19 protein-coding genes are annotated in these 26,529 nt (G+C 68.8%); 12 read left to right on the forward strand and 7 right to left on the reverse strand.

The window, feature by feature from the left end:
- Positions 1 to 17: 17 nt before the first annotated feature.
- Positions 18 to 803 (forward strand): hypothetical protein, encoded by a 786-nt coding sequence (locus MEBOL_RS11130; RefSeq protein ID WP_170115488.1) that lies wholly within the window; start codon positions 18 to 20, stop codon positions 801 to 803.
- A gap of 80 nt (positions 804 to 883) precedes the next feature.
- The gene (locus tag MEBOL_RS42730) at positions 884 to 1,684 is read left to right on the forward strand and encodes a type VI immunity family protein (RefSeq protein WP_342747794.1); all 801 of its coding nucleotides are present in this window, start codon (positions 884 to 886) and stop codon (positions 1,682 to 1,684) included.
- 15 nt (positions 1,685 to 1,699) lie between these two features.
- Here the strand turns inward: MEBOL_RS42730 and MEBOL_RS11140 are convergent, their stop codons facing one another.
- From MEBOL_RS11140 to MEBOL_RS11160, 5 genes are read right to left on the reverse strand one after another with little or no spacing between them, the layout of a single operon-like run.
- On the reverse strand, positions 1,700 to 2,596 hold the full coding sequence (locus MEBOL_RS11140) for a hypothetical protein (protein WP_095977405.1): 897 nt from the start codon (positions 2,594 to 2,596) through the stop codon (positions 1,700 to 1,702).
- Positions 2,593 to 3,570 (reverse strand): ABC transporter ATP-binding protein, encoded by a 978-nt coding sequence (locus MEBOL_RS11145; RefSeq protein WP_095977406.1) that lies wholly within the window; start codon positions 3,568 to 3,570, stop codon positions 2,593 to 2,595. The genes MEBOL_RS11140 and MEBOL_RS11145 overlap by 4 nt, the downstream gene beginning before the upstream one ends.
- Positions 3,571 to 3,595: 25 nt before the next feature.
- A complete protein-coding gene (locus MEBOL_RS11150) occupies positions 3,596 to 5,338 on the reverse strand; it encodes a hypothetical protein (RefSeq protein ID WP_095977407.1) in 1,743 nt (580 codons plus the stop codon).
- Complete coding sequence (locus MEBOL_RS11155; protein ID WP_095977408.1) at positions 5,331 to 6,326, reverse strand: AAA family ATPase; 996 nt, start codon at positions 6,324 to 6,326, stop codon at positions 5,331 to 5,333. Before MEBOL_RS11155 ends, MEBOL_RS11150 begins: the two co-directional genes overlap by 8 nt.
- 19 nt (positions 6,327 to 6,345) lie before the next feature.
- On the reverse strand, positions 6,346 to 7,635 hold the full coding sequence (locus MEBOL_RS11160; RefSeq protein WP_095977409.1) for a hypothetical protein: 1,290 nt from the start codon (positions 7,633 to 7,635) through the stop codon (positions 6,346 to 6,348).
- A 280-nt stretch (positions 7,636 to 7,915) separates the two neighbouring features.
- Between MEBOL_RS11160 and MEBOL_RS11165 the strand changes: the two genes are divergently transcribed.
- On the forward strand, positions 7,916 to 10,891 hold the full coding sequence (locus tag MEBOL_RS11165; RefSeq protein WP_179956406.1) for a SusC/RagA family TonB-linked outer membrane protein: 2,976 nt from the start codon (positions 7,916 to 7,918) through the stop codon (positions 10,889 to 10,891).
- A gap of 5 nt (positions 10,892 to 10,896) precedes the next feature.
- Positions 10,897 to 12,270, forward strand: a complete 1,374-nt coding sequence (locus MEBOL_RS11170; protein WP_095977410.1) for a RagB/SusD family nutrient uptake outer membrane protein — start codon at positions 10,897 to 10,899, stop codon at positions 12,268 to 12,270.
- 66 nt (positions 12,271 to 12,336) lie between these two features.
- On the opposite strand, the gene MEBOL_RS11175 is transcribed toward MEBOL_RS11170, so the two are convergent.
- The gene (locus MEBOL_RS11175) at positions 12,337 to 14,127 is read right to left on the reverse strand and encodes a M20/M25/M40 family metallo-hydrolase (protein ID WP_245919656.1); all 1,791 of its coding nucleotides are present in this window, start codon (positions 14,125 to 14,127) and stop codon (positions 12,337 to 12,339) included.
- 118 nt (positions 14,128 to 14,245) lie between these two features.
- Here MEBOL_RS11175 and MEBOL_RS11180 point away from each other — a divergent pair, with 118 nt between their 5' ends.
- The 8 genes from MEBOL_RS11180 (at position 14,246) to MEBOL_RS11215 (ending at position 26,028) form a co-directional block, all read left to right on the forward strand.
- A complete protein-coding gene (locus MEBOL_RS11180) occupies positions 14,246 to 14,668 on the forward strand; it encodes an SET domain-containing protein-lysine N-methyltransferase (protein ID WP_095977412.1) in 423 nt (140 codons plus the stop codon).
- A 61-nt stretch (positions 14,669 to 14,729) separates the two neighbouring features.
- On the forward strand, positions 14,730 to 16,412 hold the full coding sequence (locus tag MEBOL_RS11185) for an NHL repeat-containing protein (RefSeq protein ID WP_245919657.1): 1,683 nt from the start codon (positions 14,730 to 14,732) through the stop codon (positions 16,410 to 16,412).
- 264 nt (positions 16,413 to 16,676) lie between these two features.
- Complete coding sequence (locus MEBOL_RS11190; RefSeq protein WP_095977414.1) at positions 16,677 to 19,679, forward strand: nSTAND1 domain-containing NTPase; 3,003 nt, start codon at positions 16,677 to 16,679, stop codon at positions 19,677 to 19,679.
- 8 nt (positions 19,680 to 19,687) lie between these two features.
- Positions 19,688 to 20,710, forward strand: coding sequence for a carboxypeptidase-like regulatory domain-containing protein (locus MEBOL_RS11195; protein ID WP_179956407.1), 1,023 nt, complete (start codon positions 19,688 to 19,690; stop codon positions 20,708 to 20,710).
- Between the two features lie 10 nt (positions 20,711 to 20,720).
- Positions 20,721 to 23,900 (forward strand): DUF4215 domain-containing protein, encoded by a 3,180-nt coding sequence (locus MEBOL_RS11200; RefSeq protein WP_095977415.1) that lies wholly within the window; start codon positions 20,721 to 20,723, stop codon positions 23,898 to 23,900.
- 171 nt (positions 23,901 to 24,071) lie between these two features.
- A complete protein-coding gene (locus MEBOL_RS11205; RefSeq protein WP_095977416.1) occupies positions 24,072 to 24,776 on the forward strand; it encodes a MotA/TolQ/ExbB proton channel family protein in 705 nt (234 codons plus the stop codon).
- A gap of 3 nt (positions 24,777 to 24,779) precedes the next feature.
- Entirely contained in the window at positions 24,780 to 25,214 is a 435-nt protein-coding gene (locus MEBOL_RS11210; RefSeq protein ID WP_095977417.1) for an ExbD/TolR family protein, read from the forward strand.
- A 16-nt stretch (positions 25,215 to 25,230) separates the two neighbouring features.
- Positions 25,231 to 26,028 (forward strand): energy transducer TonB, encoded by a 798-nt coding sequence (locus MEBOL_RS11215; RefSeq protein ID WP_095977418.1) that lies wholly within the window; start codon positions 25,231 to 25,233, stop codon positions 26,026 to 26,028.
- Between the two features lie 9 nt (positions 26,029 to 26,037).
- Here the strand turns inward: MEBOL_RS11215 and MEBOL_RS11220 are convergent, their stop codons facing one another.
- Positions 26,038 to 26,460 (reverse strand): hypothetical protein, encoded by a 423-nt coding sequence (locus MEBOL_RS11220; protein ID WP_095977419.1) that lies wholly within the window; start codon positions 26,458 to 26,460, stop codon positions 26,038 to 26,040.
- Positions 26,461 to 26,529: the final 69 nt, after the last annotated feature.

Raw genomic sequence — 26,529 nt, forward strand, 5'->3', positions numbered from 1 at the left:
TCCTCCTCGTGGGGGTGATGGGGCTGAACGTGGGCTGCTGGGCGGACGAGCTGCAATGCACACCAGCCGACACCACCTACTCCTGTTGTGTGAAGCAACACCCCACGGCCCCCCAGTCCTGCGGAGCGAGCACGGCCGGGGCGGAAGCCGCCGCGCGCGGGGGCCTGTCGGGAACAAACGTGGTGGTCGGCACGCTCGTCGCCGCGGCGACGATTTCCTCCGATGACGAAGTCCTTCCCGCCAAGACCCAGGCCGCCGTGGAGAAGGTGCTGAGGGAGTGCGCGGTGAAGGCTCACGAGGCCGTGAACCGCAAATACTTCAAAGGCGACCCGACTCCTGCGCAGTGCGCGGAAATCGTGGAACGGGATGCCAAAGGCACGGCCATTACCACGCGGGCAATGCAGCTGGGGAAACAGAAACACGTCGAGGCATTGGCCTGCGTATCGGACCTTCTCTCCAAATTCTTGTCGGGCCGGTTCAGCATGGAGCAGCGCTACCGCCCCAATCCCACGACGCGGAACCTCGAACTGGTGAGCATTGAGCAATACCAGAAACTCTTGAGGGTAAATCAGGGCAAGGGGTTGAGAGGAACATTGGTGCCTGATGTCGTCATCCACTCGGGAGATCCCTTGAGAATCCAGATCGTCTACGACTTCAAATTCCCCTGCCTGCGACGCAATTCTCCCACGTGGACCGTCTATACACAGGCGGACCATCCCTACAGGGACAGAACGCAAGGGGACGTCTACGAAGAGTTTCTTGGACCGACACGCCGCGTCACCCCCTGGGAAATCGTTCGATGAAGCAAGCATATCCCCGCATTGGAGGCCATACACCGACCGGACTCCACATATTGAGAGATGGAATCATCCTCGCCTTCTTCATGAAACACCCACACCGGGAAATCGGACGGGCCGCGCTCGGTGCCTTCAATAACCACCTACAACACATAGGACCCGACAAGCTGAGACATTACACGGGCACAGAGGGATACCCCCTTCCGCTGGACGACATGGGCTTGAAATATGTTCAAGATCAATTCGTCGAAGACGAGGGATGTTTACTCCAACTATGGGAGCACGACGACAAGCTAGGAGGGTACCGGTTCGAATACCGAGGCCGAATGCTCGGCAAGCCCCAATACACCCACTGGCCCGACGCCACCAGCTGCGTGGCCTTCTGGCTGCCCACGGAGTACCTGGAGGAAAAGGGCCCGGCGCGGGTAAAGGAACTCGCGCTCGCGTTGGCGCGGGAACTCCCCTTCAACACGGGCTACGTGAGCCCCGCCTTCAACGGGCTCATGGACATCGGAGCGGTGCATCCATTGATTCACGATTTGTGTTTCCGCTACCCGGGCCTGGACATCTTCGACAGTGAAGTGACGATGCGGCTCGGCACCCGACCCAAAGGCGCCTACTGGCTGAACTTCTATGGCCAGCCTCTGCTCGGGCAACTGGGCGGCGCGGCGGGCCTGCGCGAACGGTTGACCCTGCCTGGAATCTCCGTCCAGGAATTGGAGGCGGACAAGGTGCTGGTGGAACTGGGAGAATGGCCCGAAGTGGATGGCGAGATGTCCGCCTACCGCCAACTAGCGCGAATACTGGAACCCCACCTCTACCAGGAGGGGAAACCTCACCTGCCTCCTGACGAGATGCGGCGCTGGGAGCGTCGCTTCCTCGACTGAGCGCCCAGTCTCCAACTACGTCCCGCCGTCCAGGGTTCCTGGCGACAGAACACACGCGCCGTACTCGCCTCCCGTTGGAACGCAGACGGAGTCGGGAGCGCAATCCCCTGACTCCATGGGCGAGCAAACCTCCCAGCACGTGCCATCCATGCAGGAGTGATAGTCAGGACAGCCCTTGGAGAACGAGCCCTCACCCTCGCAGGGCGACGCGCACCACATCCAGGCCTCCCCGGGCCGGAAGGGGCGTGTCTGCACCTGGCAGCTCAGTCCCGGAGCACAGGGCTCGCGCTGACAGTCCTGCCCGTGCACCCGCGAGCACACCGACGCCCCCCCTTCCATCCGGACACACGCCTGGCCCTCGGGGCACGCGCGGCCCTCGCAGGTGGGAAGACACACGGGCCCGTCGGGGCCCTCTGGAGCACAGAAGAACCCCTCGGGGCATTCCCCCGTCAGCCACGAGCCACACCGCCGGCCACACCAGTCCGCGCACACGAGGTCGCGCTCGCACCCCTTTTCATCCCGCTCCCCCAGGCGCACGCAAGGCGCGCCCTCCGGCAGGAATCCCACGAACGTGCAGTAGCTCACCGCCACCTTCGCGCCCTCCTCCCGCATGGGAATCCATCGGCAGACGGTCGTGGGCGGACAGTCCGAATCCGTGGTGCAATCACTGCCCACGCAGACGTTGGCCCGTCTGGTGGAGTCATACGCGCACGCCAGGGACGCGTCGCAGTCCGCGGAACTCTCGCACCGGTGCATGAAGGTGGGCAGGGCCCAGAGTTCGTCGACCGGAAGCCTGGGTAGCCGCCGCCAACCCGATGCCTCGGGCGGCGCGGAGCGAATCCATAACAGGCCCACGACGGGCAGCGTCAACAGCACGCCCACGACCACGCCCACCCAACCCCGTCCGCTCACCCCACCCTTCCCTTCGTCACGTGCATGAAGGCGTCCTCCAGGTTGCGCTCCCGATGGCCAAAGGCACACACCGGCACGCCCGCTCCCACGAGCACCGCCAGCAGTTGCGCCGCCGCTTCGTCCATCCAAGCCGCCTTCGCGCCCTCGTGCTCCAGCCGCACGCGCAGCGCGTCGCCCTCGCGAGTCACCTCCTTCACCCGGGGCTGCTCCAACAACAGCCGCTCGGTGCGCGCCCAGACCGCCTCGCCCTCCGCGCCCGGGAAGAGGCGCACGGACAACTCCGCCACCACCGTGCCCGCCGCCTGCGCCAGCAGGTCCGCCACCCGGCCCGTGGCCAGCAGCCGTCCCTGTTCGATGATGGCGCAGGTGTCGCAGATCTCCGCCAGCTCCGTGAGGATGTGACTGGAGATGAGCACCGCCTTGCCCTGATCCGCCAGGGCGCGCAGCAGCTCGCGCAGCTCGATGCGGGCGCGAGGGTCCAGACCATCCGCCGGCTCATCGAGGATGAGCAGCTTCGGGTCGTGCAGGAGTGTGCGCCCGAGCGCCACGCGCTGCTTCATCCCCTTGGAGAGCGAGTTCGTGGGCTTGTGGGAGAGGGGCCCCAGGCCCGTGAAGTCCATCACCGACGCCAGGCGCCGCTGGCGCGCGGAGCCCCGCAGGCCGTAGGCACGCGCGAAGAAGTCGAGGAACTCGAGCACCGTCACATCCTCGTAGGTGCCGTAGCGATCCGGCATGTAGCCGATGAGGGGACGGACCTGATCCGGCCTGTCCACGAGCGAGTACCCCTCCAGCATCACCTCGCCCGCGGTGGGCGTGTCCAGCGTGGCGAGGATGCGCATGGTGGTGCTCTTGCCCGCGCCATTGGGCCCGATGAAGCCCAGGATGGTGCCCGCCTCCAGCTCGAAGGACACGTTGTCCACGGCGCGCAGCTCCCCGAAGTCGCGCCGCAGTCCCTTCACCTCCAGCAGGCTCATCCCAACACCTCGTGTCGCATACACGTCATGGCGCATCCACCCTGCCGCGCACCAGATGCAGCCCCTCGTGCAATTTCACCTCGAGCGCCGCCGTCGCCATGGCCGGGCCAGGGCCTCCCACCCGCGCGACGAAGCCGCCCTCGGGCAGGGGCGCCAGCAGCCCGGCCCTGACCTGGGGACCAAAGCGCGTCGCCGCCACCCCGGAGAAGTACATGTCGCCCGGCAGCGAGCTCTCCGACACTTCCGGTGTCACCCGGGACGCTTCCCCTTGCGCGCCATCGGCGAGCGGCGGCAGCTTCCACAGCGCATCCTCGAAGCGCACATACCCCTCCACGATGGGTGCGCCGAGCGCGTTGAGCACCCGGGGGCCCTGGGCGCCCGGACCCACCGTGAGCCGGGCACGCGTGGGCAGGACCGCCAACTCTCCCCACTCGACATAGGTGCGCGGGGGCAGCAACCCCCCCATCACCCGCGTGCCCTGGGTCCAGTCTGTCTCCAGGGGAATCGCATCCCAGTACCGGGCGCCCAAGAGGACGCTCGAGGCGGGAAGCTGGAGGGCGCCGGGCTCCAGGTTGGCGTAATAGCCGCCGATGCCCGCCGTCAGGGTCCTGTCCCGGTCGCGATCCAGCCAGGTGACGCTGTAGCGAGCGGCATGGAGCGCGAAGCCCTCGACGAACACGGACCAGAGCACGATGGACAGACACGTGACGAACGACACCGAGGGCACGGCGATGAGCAGCGCCACGGGTCCCTTGCGCCTGAGCAGCATGAGCCCACCGGGCCCCACCACCAACACGAAGAGGGTGATGAGCAACAAGAAGCGGCCCACCGGTGCCTGGACCCCGGGCAGCAGCGGCTCGAATGAGCCCGCCCACGAGGAGAAGGTGCTCCCCCACCGCCGCGAGGGCAGCGCGGGGTGGACGGCGCCGCGCTCCTGGTTGTTCTTGCCGGAATCGAGCCCGGTGGCGAGCAACTCGTCACCACAGGCTCCCGCCCGCTCGCACAGTCGCACCTGTCCGAGGGCATAGGCGTGCGTGCCCGGGGAGGCGGCTCCGGAGAGCAGCGGCAGACGCCCGGCCGCGTCGCGAGGCGGCTGGAGCAGGACGAGCGTGCCGCCGGTGGCGGCATAGGCCTCGAGGGTGCTCCAGACATCCGCGTGCAGCGCCGTGACATCTCCGGCCACCACGACCTGGGAGTAACCCGCGTAGGAGGCGAGCTCCCGCGGCGCGGTCTCCGGCGAGAGGAAGCGGACCGCGAACGGGCCCCGATCGTGGTGGACCAGTTCCGTCCCCGCCTCGAAGTCCTCGAGCGTCCCCACGACGAGCGAGGCGTCACTCCGCTCCAGCGTGTAGAAGGAAAAGACATGCGGGATCGGGTCGGGAGCCCGCACGCGGACCATGCCCCCTCGGATGGAAGCCGGCACCGGCAACCAGACCGAGACCATCCGATGGGGACCCACCTCGACCTCGCGCGTGACGACCTGCGCGGTGACTGGACTCGAGGCCTCGACCCCGAGCCGCACGAGCCGGGAAGCCGAGCCCGTGTTGTGGAGGCTCACCTCCACGGGGACATAGCCAGACACGGGCGCGAGCAGGCTGCTGGCCACGGAGATCCGCAGTCCATCGAAGGTCTCGCTCTCCGGAGAGCCCTGGACCTCTTGATAGGTGCGCGCGGGGACCTCGAACTCCTCGGCGGGCAGCGAGGTGGCTCGGGCGGCGCCTGCCCACAGACCCAGGGCGATCAGCACGGCGCCCAGCCCCTCACGCACGGGGCACCTCGGGGATGGACTGGAGGAGCGAGCGCACCACGTCCAGAGGGCCCACCTTCTCCAGCGAGGCCTCGTAGGCGAGCACCAGCCGGTGGTTGAGCACGGCGGGGGCACAGGCCACCACCTCGTCGAAGCCCACGTTGGGCTTGCCCCGCGTCAGCGCGAGCGCGCGTCCGGAGGCGGCCAGGGCCAGGGCGGCGCGAGGGCTGGCGCCGAAGCGCACGAAGCGGCGCACCGGCTCCGGCGCGCCCGGGCTGTTCGGATCGCTCGCCTCCACCAGACGGCCGATGAAGTCCGCCACCGGCACGGGCAGGTGCACGCGATCCACCGCCGCGAACAACTCCGCGAGGCGCGCCGCGTCCGCCACGGGGGGCAACACGGGCGGGCTGCCCCGCACGCGCGTGGTGAGCAGGGCGGTGAGCGTGCTCGCGCCCACGGACGGCACCTGGACCCGGAAGAGGAAACGGTCGAGCTGCGCCTCGGGCAGGGGGTAGGTGCCCTCCAGCTCGATGGGGTTTTGCGTGGCGAGCACGAAGAAGGGATCCGGCAGCGCCCGCGTCTGGCCAAGCACCGTCACGCCGCGCTCCTGCATGGCCTCCAGGAGGGCCGCCTGCGTCTTGGGACTGGAGCGGTTGATTTCATCCGCGAGCACCACGTGGGCGAACAGGGGCCCCTCGCGGAAGGTGAAGTCGCGGCGGCCCTCGCCCTCCAGGACATAGGTGCCGGTGATGTCGCCGGGCAGCAGGTCCGGGGTGAACTGGATGCGGCGGAAAGGCAGCCCGAGCAGCCTCGCGAGCGCCTTGCACAGCTCCGTCTTGCCCAGGCCCGGAAGGCCTTCCAGCAGCACATGGCCCCGCGCGAGCACCGCCACCACGACCTGCTCCACGACCCGCGGCTGGTCGAGCAGCACCTGATTCAACCCCTTCCGCAGCAGGGACACCCGCTCCGCCGCGTCCCGCGCCTCGGCGGGGCTCAACAGTTCCGACACGGCCGACTCCTCTTCTTCCCTAGGGCTGCTCCCCAAAATACCGCTTCACCAGCTCCCGGTTGCGCGGCAACAACGGCCCCGCGGCGTGTCCCGCCTCCGCGTCGCCCTGTGCGCCCGTCCCCCGTCCGCCGCCGCCCGCCCCGCCCTCCCGCCGCTCCGGCTCCGCGGCCCGCAGGCCCCACAACTCCTGTGCCTCGCCGCCCTGTCCTCGCGGCAGGGGCTTGAAGGCGAGCCGATCCGGGTCCATCTCCGCCTTCTCGCCGAAGACGAGCGGCTGGCTGTCACCGCCCCGGCCCGCGCCGCCCCGCCCCGCCTGGCGGCTCGTATGACCCTTGGGCCCTTCTCCCCGACCCTCCCCCTCCGCGTTCCCTGGCCGCCCGGCGCCCTGCCCGAAGCGCTGCTCCAACTGCTGCCGGCGGCGCTCGAGCGTCTCGCGCAGCTGAGCCAGCTCCGCGCTCGAACGCGGAGTCCCGGCGCCTTCCCCCCCGGAGCCCTCCCGGCCTCCCTCTCCTCGCTCCAGGGCCATCAGCGCGTTCTCGAGCGCCTCGCGTCCCCGGGTGGCGGCCTCGGTGCCCGCGGCGGCGTCCAGGGATTCCCCCAGCTCCCGCGCGGCCTCGGAAGCGGCGGCCAGCTCGGCGGCGGCCTTCGCGGCCCGGGCCTCGAGGGACTTCTCCAACCGGTCGGCGGCCTCCCAATCGGCGGCATCGAAACGATCCTCGGCGACCTCCGCGGCCAGCCGGCGCAACTCCTCCTCGATGGGAGCACCGGGGGACTCCTCGCGGGCGAGGGTCTCGGCCTTGGCCTGGACCGCGGCCACCTTGGCGGCGGCGGCGGCGTTGAAGGAGCGCACCGGAGGGGCGGGCAGGGGCAGCCACAAGCCCAGCGCGAGGAAGGCGAGCGCCGCGCCCAGGGCACCCGCCGGACGTTTCCAGGGCACCGGGGGAAGCGTCACCGCGCGGGCATATTGGTTGGCGGAGAGCTCCCACTCGCCCACGGGACGCTCCAGGCGGGTGAGGAGCAGGCCGCCCGCGCCCGCCGAGCGATCCGCCAGCACCGCCGCCTGGGCCAGGGACACGCGCCGAGCCCGCGCCCGGAAGAACCACCAGGCGCCCGCGGCGAGCCACGGCAGGGGCAGGGCCCAGAGGGCCGAGTCCCGCACGAGCAGTCGCAACAGCACGCACCCGGTGGCGGCGGCCCATACCGGAGCGACTCCCGCCTCCGCGAAACGGACGGCGTTGAGGCGGCGCCGCACACGCCGGACGGGCGCGAGGATGAGGGCCTGCAGACGGCGTTCATCACTGGCGGGCATGGAGGGACGAGTCTCGAACAGGAGGCCGTCTCATCACAAGCCAGTGACAAGCGTTGCCCCACCTCCGCCCCTTCGTTTGACCTTCAAGCGCAAGCCCGAAATGGGACCGGGGGACAAGAAAATCCCACCACCCCGAGCACCGCATGGGGAACTTTTACGTATGTCCAGTAGAAGAAGGATTGACGCTGTGGCCGCTCAACCGACACGATGAATGGTTAACGCAGCCCGTCAGAGGGGGGCTGCTCCATCCGCGGTTGTTCTTTCATAAGGTGAAGAGCGAATGACGCTGAAACAGGCGTTGATTTCGGGGTGCGCGGTCGCACTCCTCTCCGTCGAAGCCCAGGCCCAAACCCCACCGGCACCGCCTGCCAGCCCCGCTCCGGCCAATACGCGCCGCATCACCGGCAAGGTCCTGGACGCGCTCACCAATGATGGTCAGCCGTTCACCCGCGTCATCATCAAGGGCACCACCACCGGCACCGAGACGGAGCTGGATGGCACCTTCTCCCTGGAGGTGCCCAAGGGGCCCGTGACGCTGCTGTTCTCCAGCCAGGATCACAAGGACCGGGAAGTGACGGTGGGCGCCACGCGCGACACCGTGACGGTGTCCCTGGAGGCGAGCTTCGTCGAGGAGATGGTGGTGGTGGGCCGCGCGAGCGAGGTGGCCCGCAAGAACCTGGCCAACTCGGTGGCGAGCGTGAACGCGGAGGAGCTCAACCGCGCGCCCGCCTCCACGGTGGACCAGGCGCTGCAGGGCAAGGTGGCCGGCGCCAACATCCAGAGCAACTCGGGAGCTCCGGGCGGCGGCATCCAGCTCAAGCTGCGCGGCGTGTCCACCATCAACGGCTCCACGGCGCCGCTCTACGTCATCGACGGCGTCATCGTGAGCGACGTGGCCATCGCCTCGGGCGTCTACCAGGTGACCGAGTCGGTGCGCGGCCCCAACCCGAACGCCACCCAGGACAACCAGGTCAACCGCATCGCGGACCTGAACCCCAACGACATCGAGAGCATCGAAATCCTCAAGGGCGCGTCCGCGGCGGCCATCTACGGCTCCAAGGCCAGCAACGGCGTGGTCATCATCAACACCAAGCGGGGCCGCGCGGGCGCCGCCCCCAAGGTGGACGTGACGCAGCGCCTGGGCATGTACACGCTCATGAACAAGCTGGGCGCGCGCCGCGTGGGCTCGCTCGACGAGGCCATCGCCGCCTTCGGCCCCAAGGCGGCCGACTATTACGTGCCCGGCCGGTATTACGACCACGAGCAGCAGCTCGCGGGCCGCAAGGACCTGTCCTACGAAACGCTCGCCAGCGTGAGCGGCGCCGCGGGCGACACCCGCTACTTCGTCTCCGCCCAGGTAAAGGACGACAAGGGCATCATCGCGAACACGGGCTACCAGAAGCAGTCCTTCCGCCTCAACCTGGGGCAGAAGCTGGGGCCGGACATCGAGGTGAACGCCTCGACGAACCTGGTGCACACGAGCAGCAACCGCGGCGTCACCAACAACGACAACGCCAACGTCTCCTATTACATGGTGTTGCCGGGCACGCCGAGCTTCGTGGACCTGCGCTCCGGCGCCAACGGGCTCTACCCCGCCAACCCCTTCCTCGCCAACGGCTCCAACCCGCTGCAGACCGCGGCGCTGGTGGGCAATGACGAGAATGTCTGGCGTCTGCTCGGCGCGGCCGACGCGGTGTGGAACGCCTACAAGACGGAGTCGCAGAGCTTCCGCGTGCTCGCCAACGTGGGCGTGGATCGCTTCCAGCAGCAGAACACGCTGCTGTTCCCACCCGAGCTCAACTTCCAGCAGGTGCTCGAGCGGCCGGGCGTGTCGCTCTTCGGCACCAGCCAGGTGCTCAACCTCAACACCGGCTTCAACCTGGTGCACAACTACAAGCCCGTGGGAGGCGCCCTCAGCGCCAACACCTCGGCGGGCTTCCAGTACGAGCAGCGCGGCATCGACACGGTCTACATCAACAGCCAGGGCCTCACCGCCGGCCAGCCCAACGTGAGCTCGGGCACCAAGGTGGGCGTGCTGGAGAACCGCCAGCTCGTCAAGGACCGCGGCGTCTACATCCAGGAGGAGATGCTGCTGCTCAACGAGCGCCTCACCCTGGTGGGCGCGGTGCGCGGCGAGCAGAGCAGCAACAACGGCAACCCGAACGCCATCTTCTTCTACCCGAAGCTGGCCACCGCCTACCGCTTCGCCTCGTTCCACCCGGCCATCAACGAATTCAAGGTGCGCGCGGCCTACGGTGAGACGGGCAACCAGCCGCTCTACGGCTACAAGTTCATCGGCCTGTCGCCGAACAGCAACATCGAGGGCCAGGGCGGGCTGGTCACCACGGGCATCGTGGGCAACGCCAGCATCCGTCCCGAGCGCCAGCGCGAGTTCGAGGTCGGCTTGGACACGGTGCTCTTCAACGGAGACGCCGTGGTGGAGGTGTCCCTCTACCAGCGCAACATCAGCGACCTGCTCCTGCAGCGCGCGCTCGCGCCCTCCACCGGCTACACGCTCGAGTATTTCAACGGCGGCGGCATGCGCAACCGCGGCGTGGAGGCCATGCTCCAGGTGACGCCCGTGCGCACCCCGGACTGGGAATGGACGAGCACCGCCACCTTCGCCCTCAACCGCAGCCTCATCACGGACCTGCCCGTGCCCGACTTCATCGTGGGTGGCTTCGGCACGAGCCTCGGCGCCTTCCGCATCGAGAAGGGCGCGAGCGCCACGCAGATCGTCGGCAACTCCGGCCTCAAGGCGGACGGCACGTGCTGCGAGGTGAAGAAGATTGGCGACACCGAGCCCACCTTCCGCGTGGGCTTCTCCAACAGCATCAAGCGCGGCCCCATCTCCCTGTCCTTCCTCATCGACTGGCAGCAGGGCAGCGACATCATCAACCTCACGCGCTACCTCTATGACGCCTCCAGCAACTCCCCGGACTACGTGGGCGCGGGCGAGCAGCGCCAGTTGAACCAGAAGACGAACGCCACCACCTACCTGGAGAGCGCCACCTTCGTGAAGCTGCGTGAATTGACGCTCACCTACAACCTGCCCGAGACTTTCGTCACGCGCATTCCCGGCGTCAAAACCGCGCGTCTGAGTTTGAGCGGCCGCAACCTTTTGACCCTCACCAACTACTCGGGTCTGGATCCCGAGGTGAGCAACTTCGGCAACCAGGCCATCGCCCGCAACATCGACGTGGCCCCCTTCCCGCCCAGCCGCAGCTTCTGGACGTCCATTGATGTGGGGTTCTGAGCACCATGAAGATCCGCGACATGAAGAAGATGACGAAGGTGGCGCTGCTCCTGTCCACCGCCATGGGACTCGGTGGGTGTGATCTGACGGTGCCGGACCTCAACCGGCCGAGCCAGGACTCACTCGAGCGCACGCCCACCCGCTCCGGCGTCATCAGCGCCGCCGTGGGCCTGCTGGTGGGCAACCGCTCGGGCGTCGCCACCCAGGGTGGCTATGTGTCCATGCTGGGGGTGCTCGGCCGTGAGTCGTACATCATGGACTCGGCGGACCCGCGCTACGTGGGCGAGCTGCTGGCGGGCGCGACGTTGGACTCCGGCAGCCCGGCGTTCGGCGGAGCCTTCTGGACCGCGCCCTACGCCAACATCCGCAACGCCAACACCCTGCTCCACGCCCTGGAGGTGGTGGATGGGGTGAGCGACGAGGAGAAGGAGGCCTTCCGGGGCTTCGCCAAGACGATCCAGGCCCTGGACTACCTGGTGCTCATCAACACCCGGGACATCAATGGCGTGGTGCTCGACGTGGACCACCCCATCGGCTCGCCCCTGGCGCCCATCATCACGGACCGCGATCAGGTGCACGCCTTCATCGCCGACCTGCTGGATCAGGCCCGGGCGCACCTCCAGGCCGGGGGCACCACGTTCCCCTTCCCCCTGAGCAGCGGCTTCGAGGACTTCGACCGGCCGGGCGAGAAGATGTCGATCGCGAACTTCATCAAGTTCAACCGCGCCATCAAGGCGCGCGTGGATGTGTACCGGCGGAAGTGGGCGGAGGCGCTGGTCGACCTGGAGGGCTCCTTCCTCGACATCAACGCCCCGCTCAACCGGGGCGTCTACCACGCGTTCGGCACGGGCTCCGGTGACACGCCCGACGAGCTCAACGATCCCGACATCTACGCCCATCCCTCCATCGTCACGGACGCGGAGTACCAGGAAGCGGACCCCACGCTCCGGGATGCCCGCGTGCTGAGCAAGGTGAAGCTGGCCAAGGAGCCCCGCAAGTACCAGGGCGTCAGCTCCGACTACACCTTCGCCCACTACCCGTCGGCCACCTCGCCCGTGCCCATCATCCGCAACGAGGAGCTCATCCTCCTGCGCGCCGAGGCCTCGTTCCAGTCCGGGGACACCTCGGAGGCCCGCACGCTCCTCAACTTCATCCGCGTGACGTCGGGCAAGTTGAGCGAGCTGTCGGGCGAGGGCGACATCGACTACGTCACCGAGCTGCTCAAGCAGCGCCGCTACTCGCTGCTCTTCGAGGGCGGACACCGGTGGATCGACATGCGCCGCTACGGCCGGCTCGACGAGCTGCCCATCGACGTGCAGGGCCACAGCGTCCACGAGCGCTTCCCCGTCCCCATCGGTGAGACGGACGCCCGTCAGTAGTCCCCGCATGAAGAACGCCCCGGAGCGCTGGCGCCTGAGAGGCCAGTACTCCGGGGCGTTCGTGCGTCAGGGCACCGCGGGCGCGCCCACCGCGAAGACCAGGTCGTCGTGGTCGTCGTAGGTCCCGTTACCGCAGGCGGCCGGGGTGCCGTTGTAGCGGAAGCGCGCGCGAAGGGCCTGCACGCCGCCCGTGGGCAGGGTGTACGTGGTGGACAGGGTGCTCGTGCCCGCGCTCGCCGGGGTGAGCGTGCCGATGAGCTTCCACTCGGGGCTGTCGGCGTTGGCCGCGGAGTACAGGTCCAGCCGGTCCGTCGTCGTGGAGTAGGAGAACACGGTCACGTCGATCTTCGCCGTCTTGCCGGCGATGAGGTCCGTGCCATCCGGGGTGCTCACCTTGATGCGGTCGATGGACTCGTCGTTGTGGAAGATGCCCGAGGTGCCGTCGGGGCACTCGCCCTTGAGGGTGTTGGGCCGGTTCACCTCGGGGCCCAGGTTGGCGCGGCCGTTGAGCAGCGTGCCCGAGTCGCAGCTCAGGCCCTCCTCGACGCACCGGGGAACCTTGTACGTCGAGTCGAAGAGGGCGGTGTTGTGCTGGCTCGGGCCCGCCTTGGGCGGGGTGTTGCCCTCGGTGGCGCCCTTGGCCACCTCCGCCATGAAGGCCGCGCCGAGCTTGGCGAACTTGAGCGCGTGATCCGCCGTGCCGCCCATGTACGTGAGCGTGTCCTCGGGGGTGTGGATCTTCTTGTTGTCCGTGCTGATCGTCGCCTCGAAGGGCATGGCCGCGGGGAAGCCCGCGCTGGTCCACGAGGCATGGTCCGAGCAGCCATAGCCACACGCGAACTGCGTGTAGGTGAGCGGCGAGAGGTAGGTGGTGATGAGGTTGATGACGTGGGTGTTGAGCGCGGGGTTGGTGCGATCCGTGGTGATGCCGAAGTCGTCGGAGGCGCCCTTGTAGTTCGTCATGTCCAGTTGCAGCACGCCCACCACGTTGGCGCCCTCGTTCTTGTACGAGGTGGCGATGGCGTTGGAGCCGTACAGGCCCACCTCCTCGGCCGCGTAGGCCATGAACTTCACCGTGCGCGCGGGCTTGTAGCCCTTGGCGATGGCCGCCCGGAAGATCTCCGTGACGCAGGCAATGCCCGAGGCGTCATCATCCGCGCCCGGCGCGGCGCCCGTGGTGGGACTGTTCTGGTTGATGGAGTCCAGGTGGCCGCCGATCACCACGATTTCATTGGGGTGCGTGGTGCCCTGGATGGTGGCGATGACGGACTGCTGCTTCCAGCCGAAGTGCTTGAAGTACGTCACCGAGATGTCCGGACGGCCCTTGGCCAGCTCGCCCCACTGGGCCCGTAGCCACACGGCCGCGTCCTGGCCCGACTGCGCGTTGTAGTAGCGGTTGGTGAAGTTGGTGGACAGGCTGTTGATGGTGTTGCGGATGTCGAGTTCCCGCACCTCGCCGATCAGCGCGTTCACCGACGGGGCGTTGTTGATGAAGTAGGTGGGCGTGGCCATGGGCTGGGGCGCCGCGTCCGCGTTCGCCGCGGCCACCGCCTCCGCCTCGGAGTCATGGGCGATGAAGCCCGCACAGCGGTTGAGTTCCTCGTGCACCGCGTGTCCCAGTTGCATCACCTGGGACTCGCGCAGGCGCATCACCGCCACGCCGCCCTTCTGGTACGTGGGGTCGGGGAGCGTCAGGCCCTGGCCCCGGAAGGCGGAGCGCACGGGCTTCAGCGCGTCCGTGCCGATGGTGATCCACACCTCGCGCTCCTGGCTCGGGGCGGTGGCCTGGGTCGGGGGCGCCGCGAACACGGATGTGGCACAGGCGAGCCACGCGACGACCGGACCGAACTTGCTCATTCCCATAAACGTCACCTCGGGTACTGCTCTGACTGGGGGGGAGGCGAACCTATGGCACCTCGGGCCGGCCAGGGAATGACCTGGGATGTGGCGTCCCGGGCGTGATAGCAAAGCGGCCATGCAGCCAGGTGAGCCGCTCTTCATCCATCCGGGCCTGAGGGTCCAGCCGTGCGAGTGGGGTTACGGAGTCTTCACGGAGCAGGCCATCCCCGAGGGCACCATCCTCGAGGAATGCCACTACCTCAAGGCGCCCTTCCGCTCCGTGCGCAACTCCCCGCTGACCGACTACGTGTTCAACATCGAGTGGGGCCCCCACGAGGAGGACCGGGGCGGCGAGTGGGTGGCGATCGTGATGGGCTTCGGGATGGTCTACAACCACTCGCAGGAGCCGAACGTGTCGTACTACCGGGGCTTCCAGAAGGGAGCGTCGCCCAAGGACGTGTTCACCTTCTACGCGCTGCGTGACATCGAGCCGGGCGAGCAGTTGTGCATCAGCTACGGGGAGAACTGGTGGAAGACGCGCGGCCAGGAGATGCCCTGAGCCACGGACCGGGCTCGCTTGTTCCACCCGAGAAGCCCGTGACATAAATCAGCGCATGCGCATGGCTCGTCTCGGACTGTGGAGCGTGGTGGCGGGAGTGGCCGCCTGTGGCGGTGAATCCCCCCCTCCCGAAGCCACGAAGTACTACGTGAAGGGAAGCGTCACCGGCCTGTCCGGCGAGGTGACCCTCCAGCTCAATGGGCAGGAGCGCCTCACGCGGACGGCGGATGGGCCCTTCGCGTTCGAGACCCCCCTGGCGGATCAGACGAGCTACGCGGTGGCCGTGGCCACCCAGCCCCCGGAGCAGGACTGCGCCGTGGAGGGAGGGACCGGCCAGGTGGCGGGCGCGGACGGAGGGCCCGTCCAGGTGCGCTGCACCGCGAAGACGTATTCCGTCGGAGGCTCGGTGACGGGCGCGCGGGGCTCGCTCGCGCTGACGCTCGGTACCGAGACGCTTCCACTCTCCGTGGAGGGCCGCTTCACGTTCGTCACCCGGCTGCCCCGGGGAAGCCCATACGAGGTGGGCCTGAGCCAGGTGCCCACGGGCCTGCGCTGCACCGTGTCGAAGGGCAGCGGCACCGTGGCGGGCGCCGTGGAGGACATCTCGGTGCGCTGCCATGACTGGTACACGCTCACCGCCCACCAGTCCGCGAGCGGCGTGCTGGGCCAGGGAGACTTCACCAGCCGGACAGCGGATCGGGGAAGCAGCACGGGCGCGGGCACGCTCAACAGACCCCTGGGCAATCCCGCGTTCGTGGCGGGCCAGCTCTACGTCGCGGATCAAGGCTCCAACCGGATCCTGGGCTTCGCGGGCGTGCCTGGCACCCTGGGCGCGGACGCCCAATGGGTCCTCGGGCAGGCGGACTTCTCCGGCTACGACTCCGGCGCGGGCCTCCAGGGACTGGGACAGCCCTCGGGATTGAGCGGAGACAGCACCCGGCTGGCCGTGGCGGACCAGCGCAACAGCCGCGTCCTCGTCTACGCGCCGCTCCCCTCCACCACCGCCACCGCCCCCACCGTGGTGCTGGGCCAGCCCGACTTCGACACGACCCCCTTCGGCTGCGCCGCGAACGCGCTCAGCTACCCCCAGGACGTCTTCGTCGGCCACGGCAAGTTGCTCGTGGCGGACAGCGCCAACCACCGCGTCCTCGTGTGGAACTCCCCGCCCACCACGAACGGCCAGCCCGCGGACGTGGTGCTCGGCCAGCGCACCTTCGACACCTGCCGCCGCAATGACGCCAATGGCGATGGCACGCCCGACAGCAAGCCGGGCCCCACCACGCTCTTCAACCCCAGCGGCGTGTGGACGGATGGCCAGCGGCTGGCCGTGGTCGACAGCTACAACAACCGCGTCCTGATCTGGAACACCTTCCCCACCACGAACGCCCAGCCCGCGGACGTGGTGCTCGGCCAGAAGGACTTCACCTCGAACGCGGCCGCCCTCTCCGCCACGGGGGTGGACAACCCCGCCACCCTCACCTCCACCGGCGAGCAGCTCTTCGTCACCGACACCCTGAACCACCGCGTCCTGGTGTGGAACAGCTTCCCCACCGCCTCCGCCACCCCGCCGGATCTCGTCCTCGGACAGGCCGACTTCACCCGGGCCGACCGGTTTGATCCGCCCACGGGCACGGCCCCCAGCGCGCGGAGCCTCGTCGAGCCGGGTGGCATCACGCTCGCCTGGCCGTATGTCGTCGTCTCGGACTACGGCAACAACCGCGTCCTCCTGTTCCAGAGTCAGTAGGACCCCGGGTGTGATCCGGCGCCCGCCCGCCTGCAGGCCGGCCGGACCGCGCTCCACCCCGAGCTCCCTACCTTCCCCGCCATCTCCCACCACGCGACGTGCGGGGAAGGTCACGGACTATCGGCGCGCCGCCGTCCGTGTATGATTACAGCCGGTCGAGACGAAACGAGGGGTGGCACCAAGGACCTCACATTCCGCGACAGCGGCTGGCGCCTCCCCTGCAAACCCCGGTTCGTGAATGCTTCGCAGGGGATGTAGCGGGACATGACGAAGAACGAAGCAGGAGCCCTGAGTTGGCCTTCCGCTCCGGCGGGTGAGCTGGACGAGCGGACGGTGGCGGCGGATCTGGAGTCGCTCTTCGCGCCCCCTTCGCCCACGACACCGCCGCCCGCGGTGGACACGCCGTCCCAACGCTCCCACCGCTCCTCCGGCACCTGGGACACGCCCTCCAAGTCGACGTTCAGTGACACGGGCCCCTCGCCCGGCGGGCAGAAGCTGCGCCCGGGCACGCGCCTGCAGCACTACGAGCTCATCCGCGAGCTGGGCAGCGGCGGCATGGGCACCGTCTTCCTGGCGCGCGACGTGCGGCTCGGGCGCCGCGTGGCCATCAAGTTCCTGCACACCCAGGACACGGATCTCACCCAGCGCTTCATCCTCGAGGCCCGCGCCACCGCGCGCTGCAGCCACGAGAACATCGTCATCATCTACGAAGTGGGCGAGTACGAGGACAGCCCCTTCATGGTGCTGGAGTTCCTCCAGGGCCAGCCGCTCACCAAGGTCCTGGGCAACCAGCGGCTGCCCCCCGCGCGCGCCGTCGAGCTGATGGTGCCCGTCGTCAAGGCGCTCGCGTGCGCGCACGAGCAGGGAATCGTCCACCGGGACCTCAAGCCCGAGAACATCGTGGTGACCGACACGGGCGGCATCAAGGTGCTCGACTTCGGCATCGCGAAGCTCCTCCAGGGCGCCGAGCCCTCCGAGGGCGCCGCGCCCAACGGACAGCCCCAGCTGCACGCGCCCGCGCTCGGCGGAGGAAGTGACTCGGCCAACCTCACGCGCAGCGGCGCCATCATGGGCACCATGGCGTACATGTCCCCGGAGCAGTGGGGCATCGGCGTGCCCATCGATCACCGCACGGACATCTGGGCCGTGGGCATCATGCTCTTCCGGATGCTGTGCGGAAAGCACCCGTTGGACCCGCTGCGCGGCCCGCAGCTGATGGTCACCGGCATGCTCGACGAGCCCATGCCGCGGCTGCTGCAGATGGCCCCGGACGTGCCGCCGGACTTGGCGGCCGTCGTGGACCGCTGCCTGCTCAAGAACAAGGACGAGCGCTTCCCGGACGCGACCTCGCTCTTGCGTGCCCTGGAGCCCTTCCTGCCGGGGCGCTTCAGCCGCGAGCTGAAGATCGACGAGAGCCCCTACGCGGGCCTGTCCTCCTTCCAGGAAGCCGACGCGGACCGCTTCTTCGGGCGCACCAAGGAGATCGCCGCGCTCGTCAACCGCATCCACGACCGGCCGCTGCTGGCCGTCGTGGGCCCCTCCGGCACGGGCAAGTCCTCCTTCGTGCGCGCGGGCCTCGTGCCCGTGCTCAAGCGCTCGGGCACCGCCTGGGAAGCCCTCGTCATCCGCCCCGGCCGCAGTCCGCTGTCCGCCATGGCGAGCTGCCTGGCGCCGCTCATGTCCTCCTCCACCACCGTGGAAGAGGACATCGAGGAGCAGCAGCGGCTCGTGCAGCGGCTGTACGCCGAGCCCGGCTACGTGGGCAGCGTGCTGCGCAGCCGCGCCCGGCACCAGCGCCGGAAGATCCTCGTCTTCATCGACCAGTTCGAGGAGCTCTACACGCTGGTGCCCGACGCGCGCGAGCGCCAGGCCTTCACCGCGTGCCTGTCCGGCATCGCCGACGACGCCACGTCGCCCATCCGCGTCATCCTCTCCATCCGCTCGGACTTCCTGGACCGCGTGCCCGAGGACGAGCGCTTCATGTCGGAGCTGTCCCAGGGGCTCTTCTTCCTCACCTCGCCCCACCGCGACGGCCTGCGCGACGCGCTCGTGCAGCCCGCGGAGATGGCCGGCTACCAGTTCGAGACGCCCTCGCTGGTGGACAACATGCTGGAGCACCTGGAATCCACCCAGGGCGCGCTCCCGCTCCTGCAGTTCGCCGCCACCCAGCTCTGGGAGTCGCGCGACAAGAGGACCAAGCAGCTCACCGTCAACGCCTACAAGTCCATGGGCGGCATCGCCGGGGCGCTCGCGAGCCATGCGGACAGCGTGCTCGCGGGCATGACGACCCAGGAGCGCACGCTGGTGCGGGCGCTCTGCCTGCGGCTCATCACGCCGGATCGCACGCGCGCCATCGTGTCCGCGGACGAGCTGCGCGAGCTGACCCAGGACACGGCGGAGATGCAGCGGCTCATCGATCACCTGGTCCAGGCGCGTCTGCTCGTCGTCCAGACGGGAGGAGGCGCGACGGGGGCCACGGTGGAAATCGTCCACGAGTCGCTCATCCACAGCTGGCCCACGCTCCGGCGCTGGCTCGACGAGGGCCAGGAGGACGCGGCGTTCCTCGAGCAGCTGCGCAACGCGGCGAGGCAGTGGCAGGGCAAGAACTTCGACAGCAACCTCCTGTGGCGCGGAGAGCTGGTGGACGAGGCCCAGCGCTTCCAGCGCCGCTTCCGGGGCGAGCTGCCCAAGGTGCAGAGCGACTTCCTGGAGGCGGTGTCCTCGCAGGCGAAGAAGGGGCGGCGGCTCAAGCGCGCGTTGCTCATCGGCAGCACGTCGTTCCTGGTGCTGCTGGTCATCGCCGCGGCGGTGGCGCTGGTCGTCATCCGCAGCGCCCAGCAAGAGGCGGAGCTCCAGGCGGCGGTGGCCCAGGCGGCCGAGGCCCAGGCCCGCAGCGCGGAGCGGGTGTCGCGCGACGCGGAGACGGAAGCCCGGCAACGGCTGGCCGAGGTGCAGGCCAAGGAGCTGGAGCGGCAGAAGGCCCAGAAGGCGGCGGAGGAGGCCAACGCGCAGGTGGCGCTCTCCAACGCGGAGCTGCTCGCCAAGAACGACCAGTTGCTGGCGGCCCTGGATCGCGCGCAACAAGCCCAGACGCGCGCGCGCACCGCCAAGAAACGCGCCGAGTCGAGCGCCATGTCCGCGCGGGAAGCCAAGGAAGAGGCCATCCGCGCGGCGCAGGAACTCGCGACGTTGCTGCAGCGTGAGAAGGAGCGCGTGCAGCGTCTGCAATCCCAGCTGGGCAGTCCTGTCATCGAGGTCCTGAAGTGAGAAGAGCCGTGAGTGGAGCGAACAAGGGGACCCGGGCCGTCGTGGCCGTATCGGTGACGCTGCTGGCGCTGGGAGCGGCGCCCGCGCGAGCCCAGCCGTCTTCGGACGGGAAACCGGAACGCGCGTGGGCGCGGGGCGTCCCGAAGCAGAACCAGGAACAGGCGCTGGAGCTGTTCCGGGTGGGCAACGCGCTGCTGAAGGAGTCCATCTTCGTGCAGGCCAGCGAGAAGTACCGCCAGGCGCTGGCGCTGTGGGACCATCCCGCCATCCACTACAACCTCGCCCTGGCGCTGATGAACCTCGACCAGCCCATCGAGGTCCACGAGCACCTGGTGGCCGCCCTGCGCTTCGGCGCGGAGCCCCTGGAAGCGGAGAAGTTCGAGTACGCGCGCAACTACAAGACCCTCATCGAGAATCAACTCGCCCGGGTGGAGGTCGCCTGCGACACGCCGGGCGCCGTGGTGACGCTGGACAACAAGACCCTGTTCACCGCTCCCGGGCGCTACTCGGGGCTGGTGCGCCCCGGCGCGCACAGCATCTCCGCGACCCTCGCGGGCTACCTGCCCAGCGATGAGAACCGCACCCTGCTGCCCGGCGAGACGGCGAACCTCGACCTGAAGTTGTTCACCGCGGGTGACCTCACCCGCTACCGGCGCCGGTGGTCCGCGGCCATGCCCTGGCTGGTGATGGGCGCGGGGGCGGCCGTGGCGGGAGGCGGCGCGCTGCTCCACGTGCAGTCGCGCGACAAGTTCGCCGCCTTCGACGCGGGCATCCAGGAATGCGGCGGCTGCGTGCCCTCGAGTCCCCTCGCCTCCCAGCTCAATCAGGGAAACCTGATGCAGCGCGCCGCCATCGGGGGCTATGCGCTGGGCGGGGCGGCCCTCGTCACCGGCGCGATCCTCGCCTACCTCAATCAACCCGAGTCCTACCGCATCGACCCCACCCAACTGACCCAGACCCCGGAGCGGGTGAGCATCCTCCCCGTCCTAGGCGGCGGCTCGGGGGGTGTCCAGGCCTTGCTGCGCTTCTAAAAGGTGACGTGTGAGACGACCTTCCTCCTTCCCGTGGGCGCTGCTGAGCCTGAGCCTCCTGCTCACCGCGTGCTTCGAGCCCGAGAGCGTCATCTGTCCCTCCGGCATGGCCTGTCCGGCGGGGCAGCAATGCGCCGCCCGCCAGGACGTGTGCATCAAGACGGACTGCGGTGACGGCATCATCCAACTGGGCGAGGCGTGTGACGACGGCAACATCGTCGACGGCGACGGCTGTAGCCGGGAGTGCCTGTCCCAGGAGGTGTGCGGCAACGGCATCGTCGACGTCTCCAAGGGCGAGAAGTGCGACGACGGCAACACGAACAACGGGGACAAGTGCAGCGCCGACTGTCTGTCCAACGAGGCGTGTGGCAACGGCATCGTCGACCGTGCCGTGGGCGAGAAGTGCGACGACGGCAACAACGACAACGGCGATGGCTGCAGCGCCGACTGCTTGTCCACCGAGGTGTGTGGCAACGGCTACCTGGACACCGCCCGGGGCGAGAAGTGCGATGACGGCAACACGGACAGCGGCGATGGCTGCGGCTCCGACTGCCGCTCGCTCGAGATCTGCGGCGACGGCGTGATCGACAAGGGCCGGGGCGAGGCGTGCGACGACGGCAACACCACGGACGGAGACGGCTGCAGCGCCAACTGCAAGTCCAACGAGACGTGCGGCAACGGCATCGTGGACTCGCCCAAGGAAGTCTGCGACGACGGCAACGTCATCGACGGCGATGGCTGCAGCGCGGACTGCAAGTCGGGCGAGGGCTGCGGCAACGGCGTGCGCGACCCCGACGAGGAGTGCGACGACGGCAACAAGCTCGACAACGACAACTGCCTGTCCACCTGCAAGCTCGCCATCTGCGGCGACGGCAAGGTGGACAAGCAGGAGCCGCGCGTGGAGGACTGCGACGGCCAGGGCGAAACCCTCAACTGCAACATCAACTGCACCTGGCGCACGTGCGGCGACAGGATCGTGAACACCACGGCCGGCGAGCAGTGCGATCCCGGCACGGGCACGGACACCCCCGAGTGCAACAGCAACTGCACCAGCGCGCGCTGCGGTGACCGGCACGTCAACCTGGCCGCGGGCGAGACGTGCGACACGGGCGGAACGAGCGCCACGTGCGACGCGGACTGCACCGCCCCCGTGTGCGGCGACGGCTTCGTCAACACCCCCGCGGGCGAGGAATGTGACGCCCGGGGCCTGTCGCGCCTGTGCACCACGGACTGCAAGGTCTCCTTCTGCGGCGACGGCTTCCACAACTACCTGGCGGACGAGGAGTGCGACGACGGCAACCTCGACGAGGACGACGACTGCCTGCCCACGTGCCGCACCAACCGCTGCGGCGACGGCAAGGTGAACGTCAACGGCACCCGCCCCGAGGCCTGTGACGACGGCAACGCCACCACCGAGACGTCCTGCCCCTATGGCACCCAGAGCTGCCAGACCTGCAACGCCAACTGCACGGCCGTGCTGAACCTGACGGGCCACTACTGCGGCGACAACCTCACGAGCGATGGCGAGGCGTGCGACGACGGCAACACCACCACCGAGACCCAGTGCGAGTACGGCACGCGCACCTGCCGCCTGTGTGACGCGTCCTGCTCGGCGCCGCTCAACCTCACGGGCCCCTTCTGCGGCGACAACGTCGTGAGCAACGGCGAGACGTGCGACGACGGCAACACCACCACCGAGACCTCCTGTGCCTATGGCAACCCCACCTGCACCCTGTGCAAGGCGGACTGCTCGGCGCCGCTCGAGCTCACGGGCCGCTACTGCGGCGACAACCTCACGACCGACGGTGAGGCCTGCGACGACGGCAACACCACCAATGAGACCCGGTGCGAGTACGGCACGCCCACCTGCACCACCTGCAACGCCAACTGCACCCAGAAGCTCAACCTCGCGGGCGCCTACTGCGGCGACAGCGTCGTGAGCGATGGCGAGGCGTGCGACGACGGCAACACCACCACCGAGACGTCCTGCCCCTATGGCACGCCCAACTGCGTGCGCTGCAACGCCAACTGCACGGAGCAGTTGAACCTCACCGGTCCCGTCTGTGGCGACAACCTCCAGAACGGCACCGAGGCGTGTGACGACGGCAACACCACCACCGAGACGTCCTGCGCCTACGGAACCCCCGCCTGTTTCGGCTGCAACGCGAGCTGCTCCCAGGTCATCAACCTCACGGGCCCCTTCTGCGGCGACAACGTCGTGAGCAACGGCGAGGCGTGCGACGACGGCAACAACGCCAACGAGACCGAGTGCGCCTACGGCAGGGGGACTTGCACCACCTGCAACTCCGACTGCACGGCCCCGCTCAGCCTCACGGGCCCCGTCTGTGGCGACGGCGTGCGCAACGGCCCCGAGGTGTGCGACGACGGCAACACCGTCAGCGAGGCGTCCTGCCCCTATGGCGACCCCACCTGCGTCACCTGCAACGCCACCTGCACGGGCCAGCTCAACCTCACGGGCCCCTTCTGCGGCGACAACGTCGTGAGCGATGGCGAGGTCTGCGACGATGGCAACACCTCCACCGAGACGTCCTGCCCCTACGGCAGCCCCACCTGCACCCGGTGCAACTCCACGTGCGAGCAGGCGCTCAGCCTCACGGGCGCCTTCTGCGGCGACGGGCTCATCACCCACACCGAGGTGTGTGATGACCGCAACAGCAATGCTTGTGGCTCCTGCAACAGCACGTGCACGACCGTGCAGAACGCCAAGGCCACGGGCGGCATCACCATCGTCTCCACCTCCTACGGCGGAGACTTCAAGGATGGGAACACCTTCACCATCAACGACGGCCTCAACCCCCCCGTGACGTTCGAGTTCGACCGCAACGGCGCGTCCAACCCCGCTCGCGTGCCCGTCTCCATCGAGACCTTTCACCTCGCGAACGACATCGCCGCGGCCATCCAGACGGCCATCCAGAGCGTGTCGGGCACCAGCCTGAACATCACCGCGACCCGCTCCGCGAACGTCCTCAACCTCGTCCATCTGATGCCCGGCGCCTTCGGCAACCAGCCCATCATCAAGACGCCCACGAACGACTCGAACACCAACCGCAACTTCAACGTGAGCAACATGAGCGGCGGCAGCGGCTTCGACTGCCAGGCGGGCGTTGGCTGCAAGAGCGGAGACGATTGCGCACCCGGACTCACCTGCGTGGACAACGTCTGCGAATAGCCGGAGCGCTCCACCGTCAGGAGGCGGAGCGGGGGTGGACATCCCCTTCCCCGCTCGCCTCCTTTCCGGACTGAATCATTTGACTTTCCAACCGATGCGAAGAATGGATGCGATGCGCTGGCGCTCCGGCGGCACGCCCCTCATCTTCTTCCCTTCTCACGGGTCCCATTCATGACGTCGTTCATCCTCCTGGCCCAGATGGGCAACGAGCAGGTGGGCTGGCTCAGCCGCAAGCTGCTCGGTGTGACGCTCACGAGCGCCGAGTGGGTGCTGTGGCTGCTCGTCATCCTCTCCGTGTTGTCCATCGCGCTGATGCTCGAGCGCGCCGTCTACTTCGCCACCCACCGGCTGCCGGACTCCGAGGCCCTCGCCGTGCGGCTGGCCCGGGGCGAGCTGGAGGCGGTGCGCACCGCGGTGGCCCAGAAGAAGGGCATGGAGGCCGCCGTGCTGCGCGAGGCCCTGGCCTCCGTGGACAAGGGGCCGGACACGGTGGAGCAGGTCATCGCCTCCACGGTCGCGCGCGAGCGCCCCCAGTACGAGCGCTACCTGTCCTTCCTCGGCACGCTCGGCAACAACGCGCCCTTCATCGGCCTGTTCGGCACGGTGCTCGGCATCATCAAGGCCTTCCACGACCTGGGCAACATGGGCGCCAAGGGCGCCGCCATCCAGCAGACGGTGATGGCGGGCATCTCCGAGGCGCTCGTGGCCACGGCCGTGGGTCTCGCGGTGGCCATCCCCGCCGTGGTGGCCTTCAACACCTTCAACCGCCAGCTCAAGACGCTCACCTCGCGCACCACCGCGCTGGGCCACGCGCTCGTGGGCAGCCTCAAGTCCCGCGACACGACGAGCGCCCTGTCCTCCGGGGAGGCGCGCTAGGCCATGGCGGGCGGAGCCCAGGACAACGACGAGGAGATCTCCGGCATCAACGTCACCCCGCTGGTGGACGTGGTGCTCGTGCTGCTCATCATCTTCATGGTGACGGCCAACTTCATCGTCCGCGAGACGGTGGAGGTGGACCTGCCCCGGGCCGCCAACGGCGGAGAAACCGTCCAGGGGCTCGTCAACGTGGTGCTCGACAAGCAGGGCAAGCTCTTCTTCGACGGCGCGGAGGTGGGCGAGGACGAGCTGCGCCGCCGCGTGGCCGAGGCCCTGGTGAAGGACAAGGAGACGCGCGCCATCATCAGCGCGGATCAAACCATTCCGTACGGCCGGGTGATGCGGCTCATCGACGTGGTGAAGGGCCAGGGCATCGCCAAGTTCGCGCTCAACATCGAAAAGGACGTGGCCCCCACCGCCGCCCCCGCGGGGCCGTGAGGAGGGACGCGAGGACATGAGCCAGGCCGCCCTCTCCGCTCCGCCGCTGCCCTCCCGCCGCTCGTCCCGGACGCCGCTGTTCGTGCTCGCGTCGCTCGGCGTGCATGGCGCGGGCTTCTTCATGCTCTCGCGGCTGGAGGACCGTCCCCGTCCCGAGGTCAACCGCCCCGTGGAGCTGGTGATGGTGGAGGTCCAGAAGCCGCCGCCTCCGCCCCCGCCGCCTCCTCCGGAAGAGCCCAAGCCCCCGCCGCCTCCGCCGCCCAAGGCCCCCAAGCCGCCTCCGGTGAAGGTCGCCCGGGCCGAGAAGCCGCCCCCGCCTCCGCCGCCGGACGCGCCGCCTCCGCCTCCCAATGACACGCCGCCGCCCGAGCCCCCCAGCAAGCCGGTGCCGCTCGTGGTGGGCCTGTCCATGTCCTCCACCACGAGCGCGGGCGCCTTCGCCGCCCCCGTGGGCAACACCGTCTATGGCAAGACGGGGGACAAGGCGGTGGATCCCAAGGACGTGAAGGCCTACTCGGCGCCCAAGTACGTGCCGGTGTACCAGGTGGACACCGAGCCCTCCGTGGCCTCGGAGGTGAAAATCCCCTACCCCGACGAGGCCCGCCGCGCCGGCGTCGAGGGCACCGTCACCATGTCCATCACCATCGACACCGAGGGCCGCGTGGTGAAGGTCGTCGTCGTCAAGGGGCTGGGCTACGGGCTGGACGAAGCGGCGCGCGGCGCGCTCCTGCGCTTCCGCTTCAAGCCCGCCGTCAAGAACGGCGAGGCCGTGTCCACGGAGATGAAGTACTCCTACACCTTCGTTCTCGACTGAGGCGGCCGCTCAGGCCACCTTGGGCTTCTCGCCGGGCGCCAGGTGCACGTTGATGCTCTTGGAGCCCGACACCGACAGGTACGTCTCCACGTTGCCCTTGCCCCCGGGCTCGAAGACGATGACCTGCGCGTGCGAGCCGAACTTCGCGTCGATGGACAGCTTGCCGCCCTTGATGGTGTACGAGGCCACGGAGGCGCGCGAGCCGTTGAGGTTGATCTCCGCCTTGCCATCCTCGAGCAGCTTGAGCGAGAGCGTGAAGTCGCCCTTGTAGAAGATGGTGTCGATCTTCCCCTTGAAGGCGGCCTGGTTCGGGCCCAGGTCGATGAACTCGCCGCCGCCCACGTTCAGGTAGGGCAGGAGCACCTGCGCCCAGATGTTCAGCGGCGAGCCCGCGGCGGTGCCGCGCCCGATGAAGTTACGAAAGTCGACCATGCTGCTCCCTGCGGGATGAGGAGGTTGAACGCCCACATGCTATCCCGCCCTCGTGCCGCCGTCCGCTGT

Origin of the sequence: Melittangium boletus DSM 14713 (assembly GCF_002305855.1) — a bacterium.
GTDB lineage: Bacteria > Myxococcota > Myxococcia > Myxococcales > Myxococcaceae > Cystobacter > Cystobacter boletus.

Coding starts and splice junctions, on each gene's coding strand:
- MEBOL_RS11165 (WP_179956406.1), top strand. CDS start 7,916: ATGACGCTGAAACAGGCGTTGATTTCGGGGTGCGCGGTCGCACTCCTC.
- MEBOL_RS11205 (WP_095977416.1), top strand. CDS start 24,072: ATGACGTCGTTCATCCTCCTGGCCCAGATGGGCAACGAGCAGGTGGGC.
- MEBOL_RS11215 (WP_095977418.1), top strand. CDS start 25,231: ATGAGCCAGGCCGCCCTCTCCGCTCCGCCGCTGCCCTCCCGCCGCTCG.
- MEBOL_RS11185 (WP_245919657.1), top strand. CDS start 14,730: ATGGCTCGTCTCGGACTGTGGAGCGTGGTGGCGGGAGTGGCCGCCTGT.
- MEBOL_RS11210 (WP_095977417.1), top strand. CDS start 24,780: ATGGCGGGCGGAGCCCAGGACAACGACGAGGAGATCTCCGGCATCAAC.
- MEBOL_RS11175 (WP_245919656.1), bottom strand. CDS start 14,127: ATGAGCAAGTTCGGTCCGGTCGTCGCGTGGCTCGCCTGTGCCACATCC.
- MEBOL_RS11180 (WP_095977412.1), top strand. CDS start 14,246: ATGCAGCCAGGTGAGCCGCTCTTCATCCATCCGGGCCTGAGGGTCCAG.
- MEBOL_RS11170 (WP_095977410.1), top strand. CDS start 10,897: ATGAAGATCCGCGACATGAAGAAGATGACGAAGGTGGCGCTGCTCCTG.
- MEBOL_RS11160 (WP_095977409.1), bottom strand. CDS start 7,635: ATGCCCGCCAGTGATGAACGCCGTCTGCAGGCCCTCATCCTCGCGCCC.
- MEBOL_RS42730 (WP_342747794.1), top strand. CDS start 884: ATGAAACACCCACACCGGGAAATCGGACGGGCCGCGCTCGGTGCCTTC.
- MEBOL_RS11190 (WP_095977414.1), top strand. CDS start 16,677: ATGACGAAGAACGAAGCAGGAGCCCTGAGTTGGCCTTCCGCTCCGGCG.
- MEBOL_RS11220 (WP_095977419.1), bottom strand. CDS start 26,460: ATGGTCGACTTTCGTAACTTCATCGGGCGCGGCACCGCCGCGGGCTCG.
- MEBOL_RS11145 (WP_095977406.1), bottom strand. CDS start 3,570: ATGAGCCTGCTGGAGGTGAAGGGACTGCGGCGCGACTTCGGGGAGCTG.
- MEBOL_RS11130 (WP_170115488.1), top strand. CDS start 18: ATGGGGCTGAACGTGGGCTGCTGGGCGGACGAGCTGCAATGCACACCA.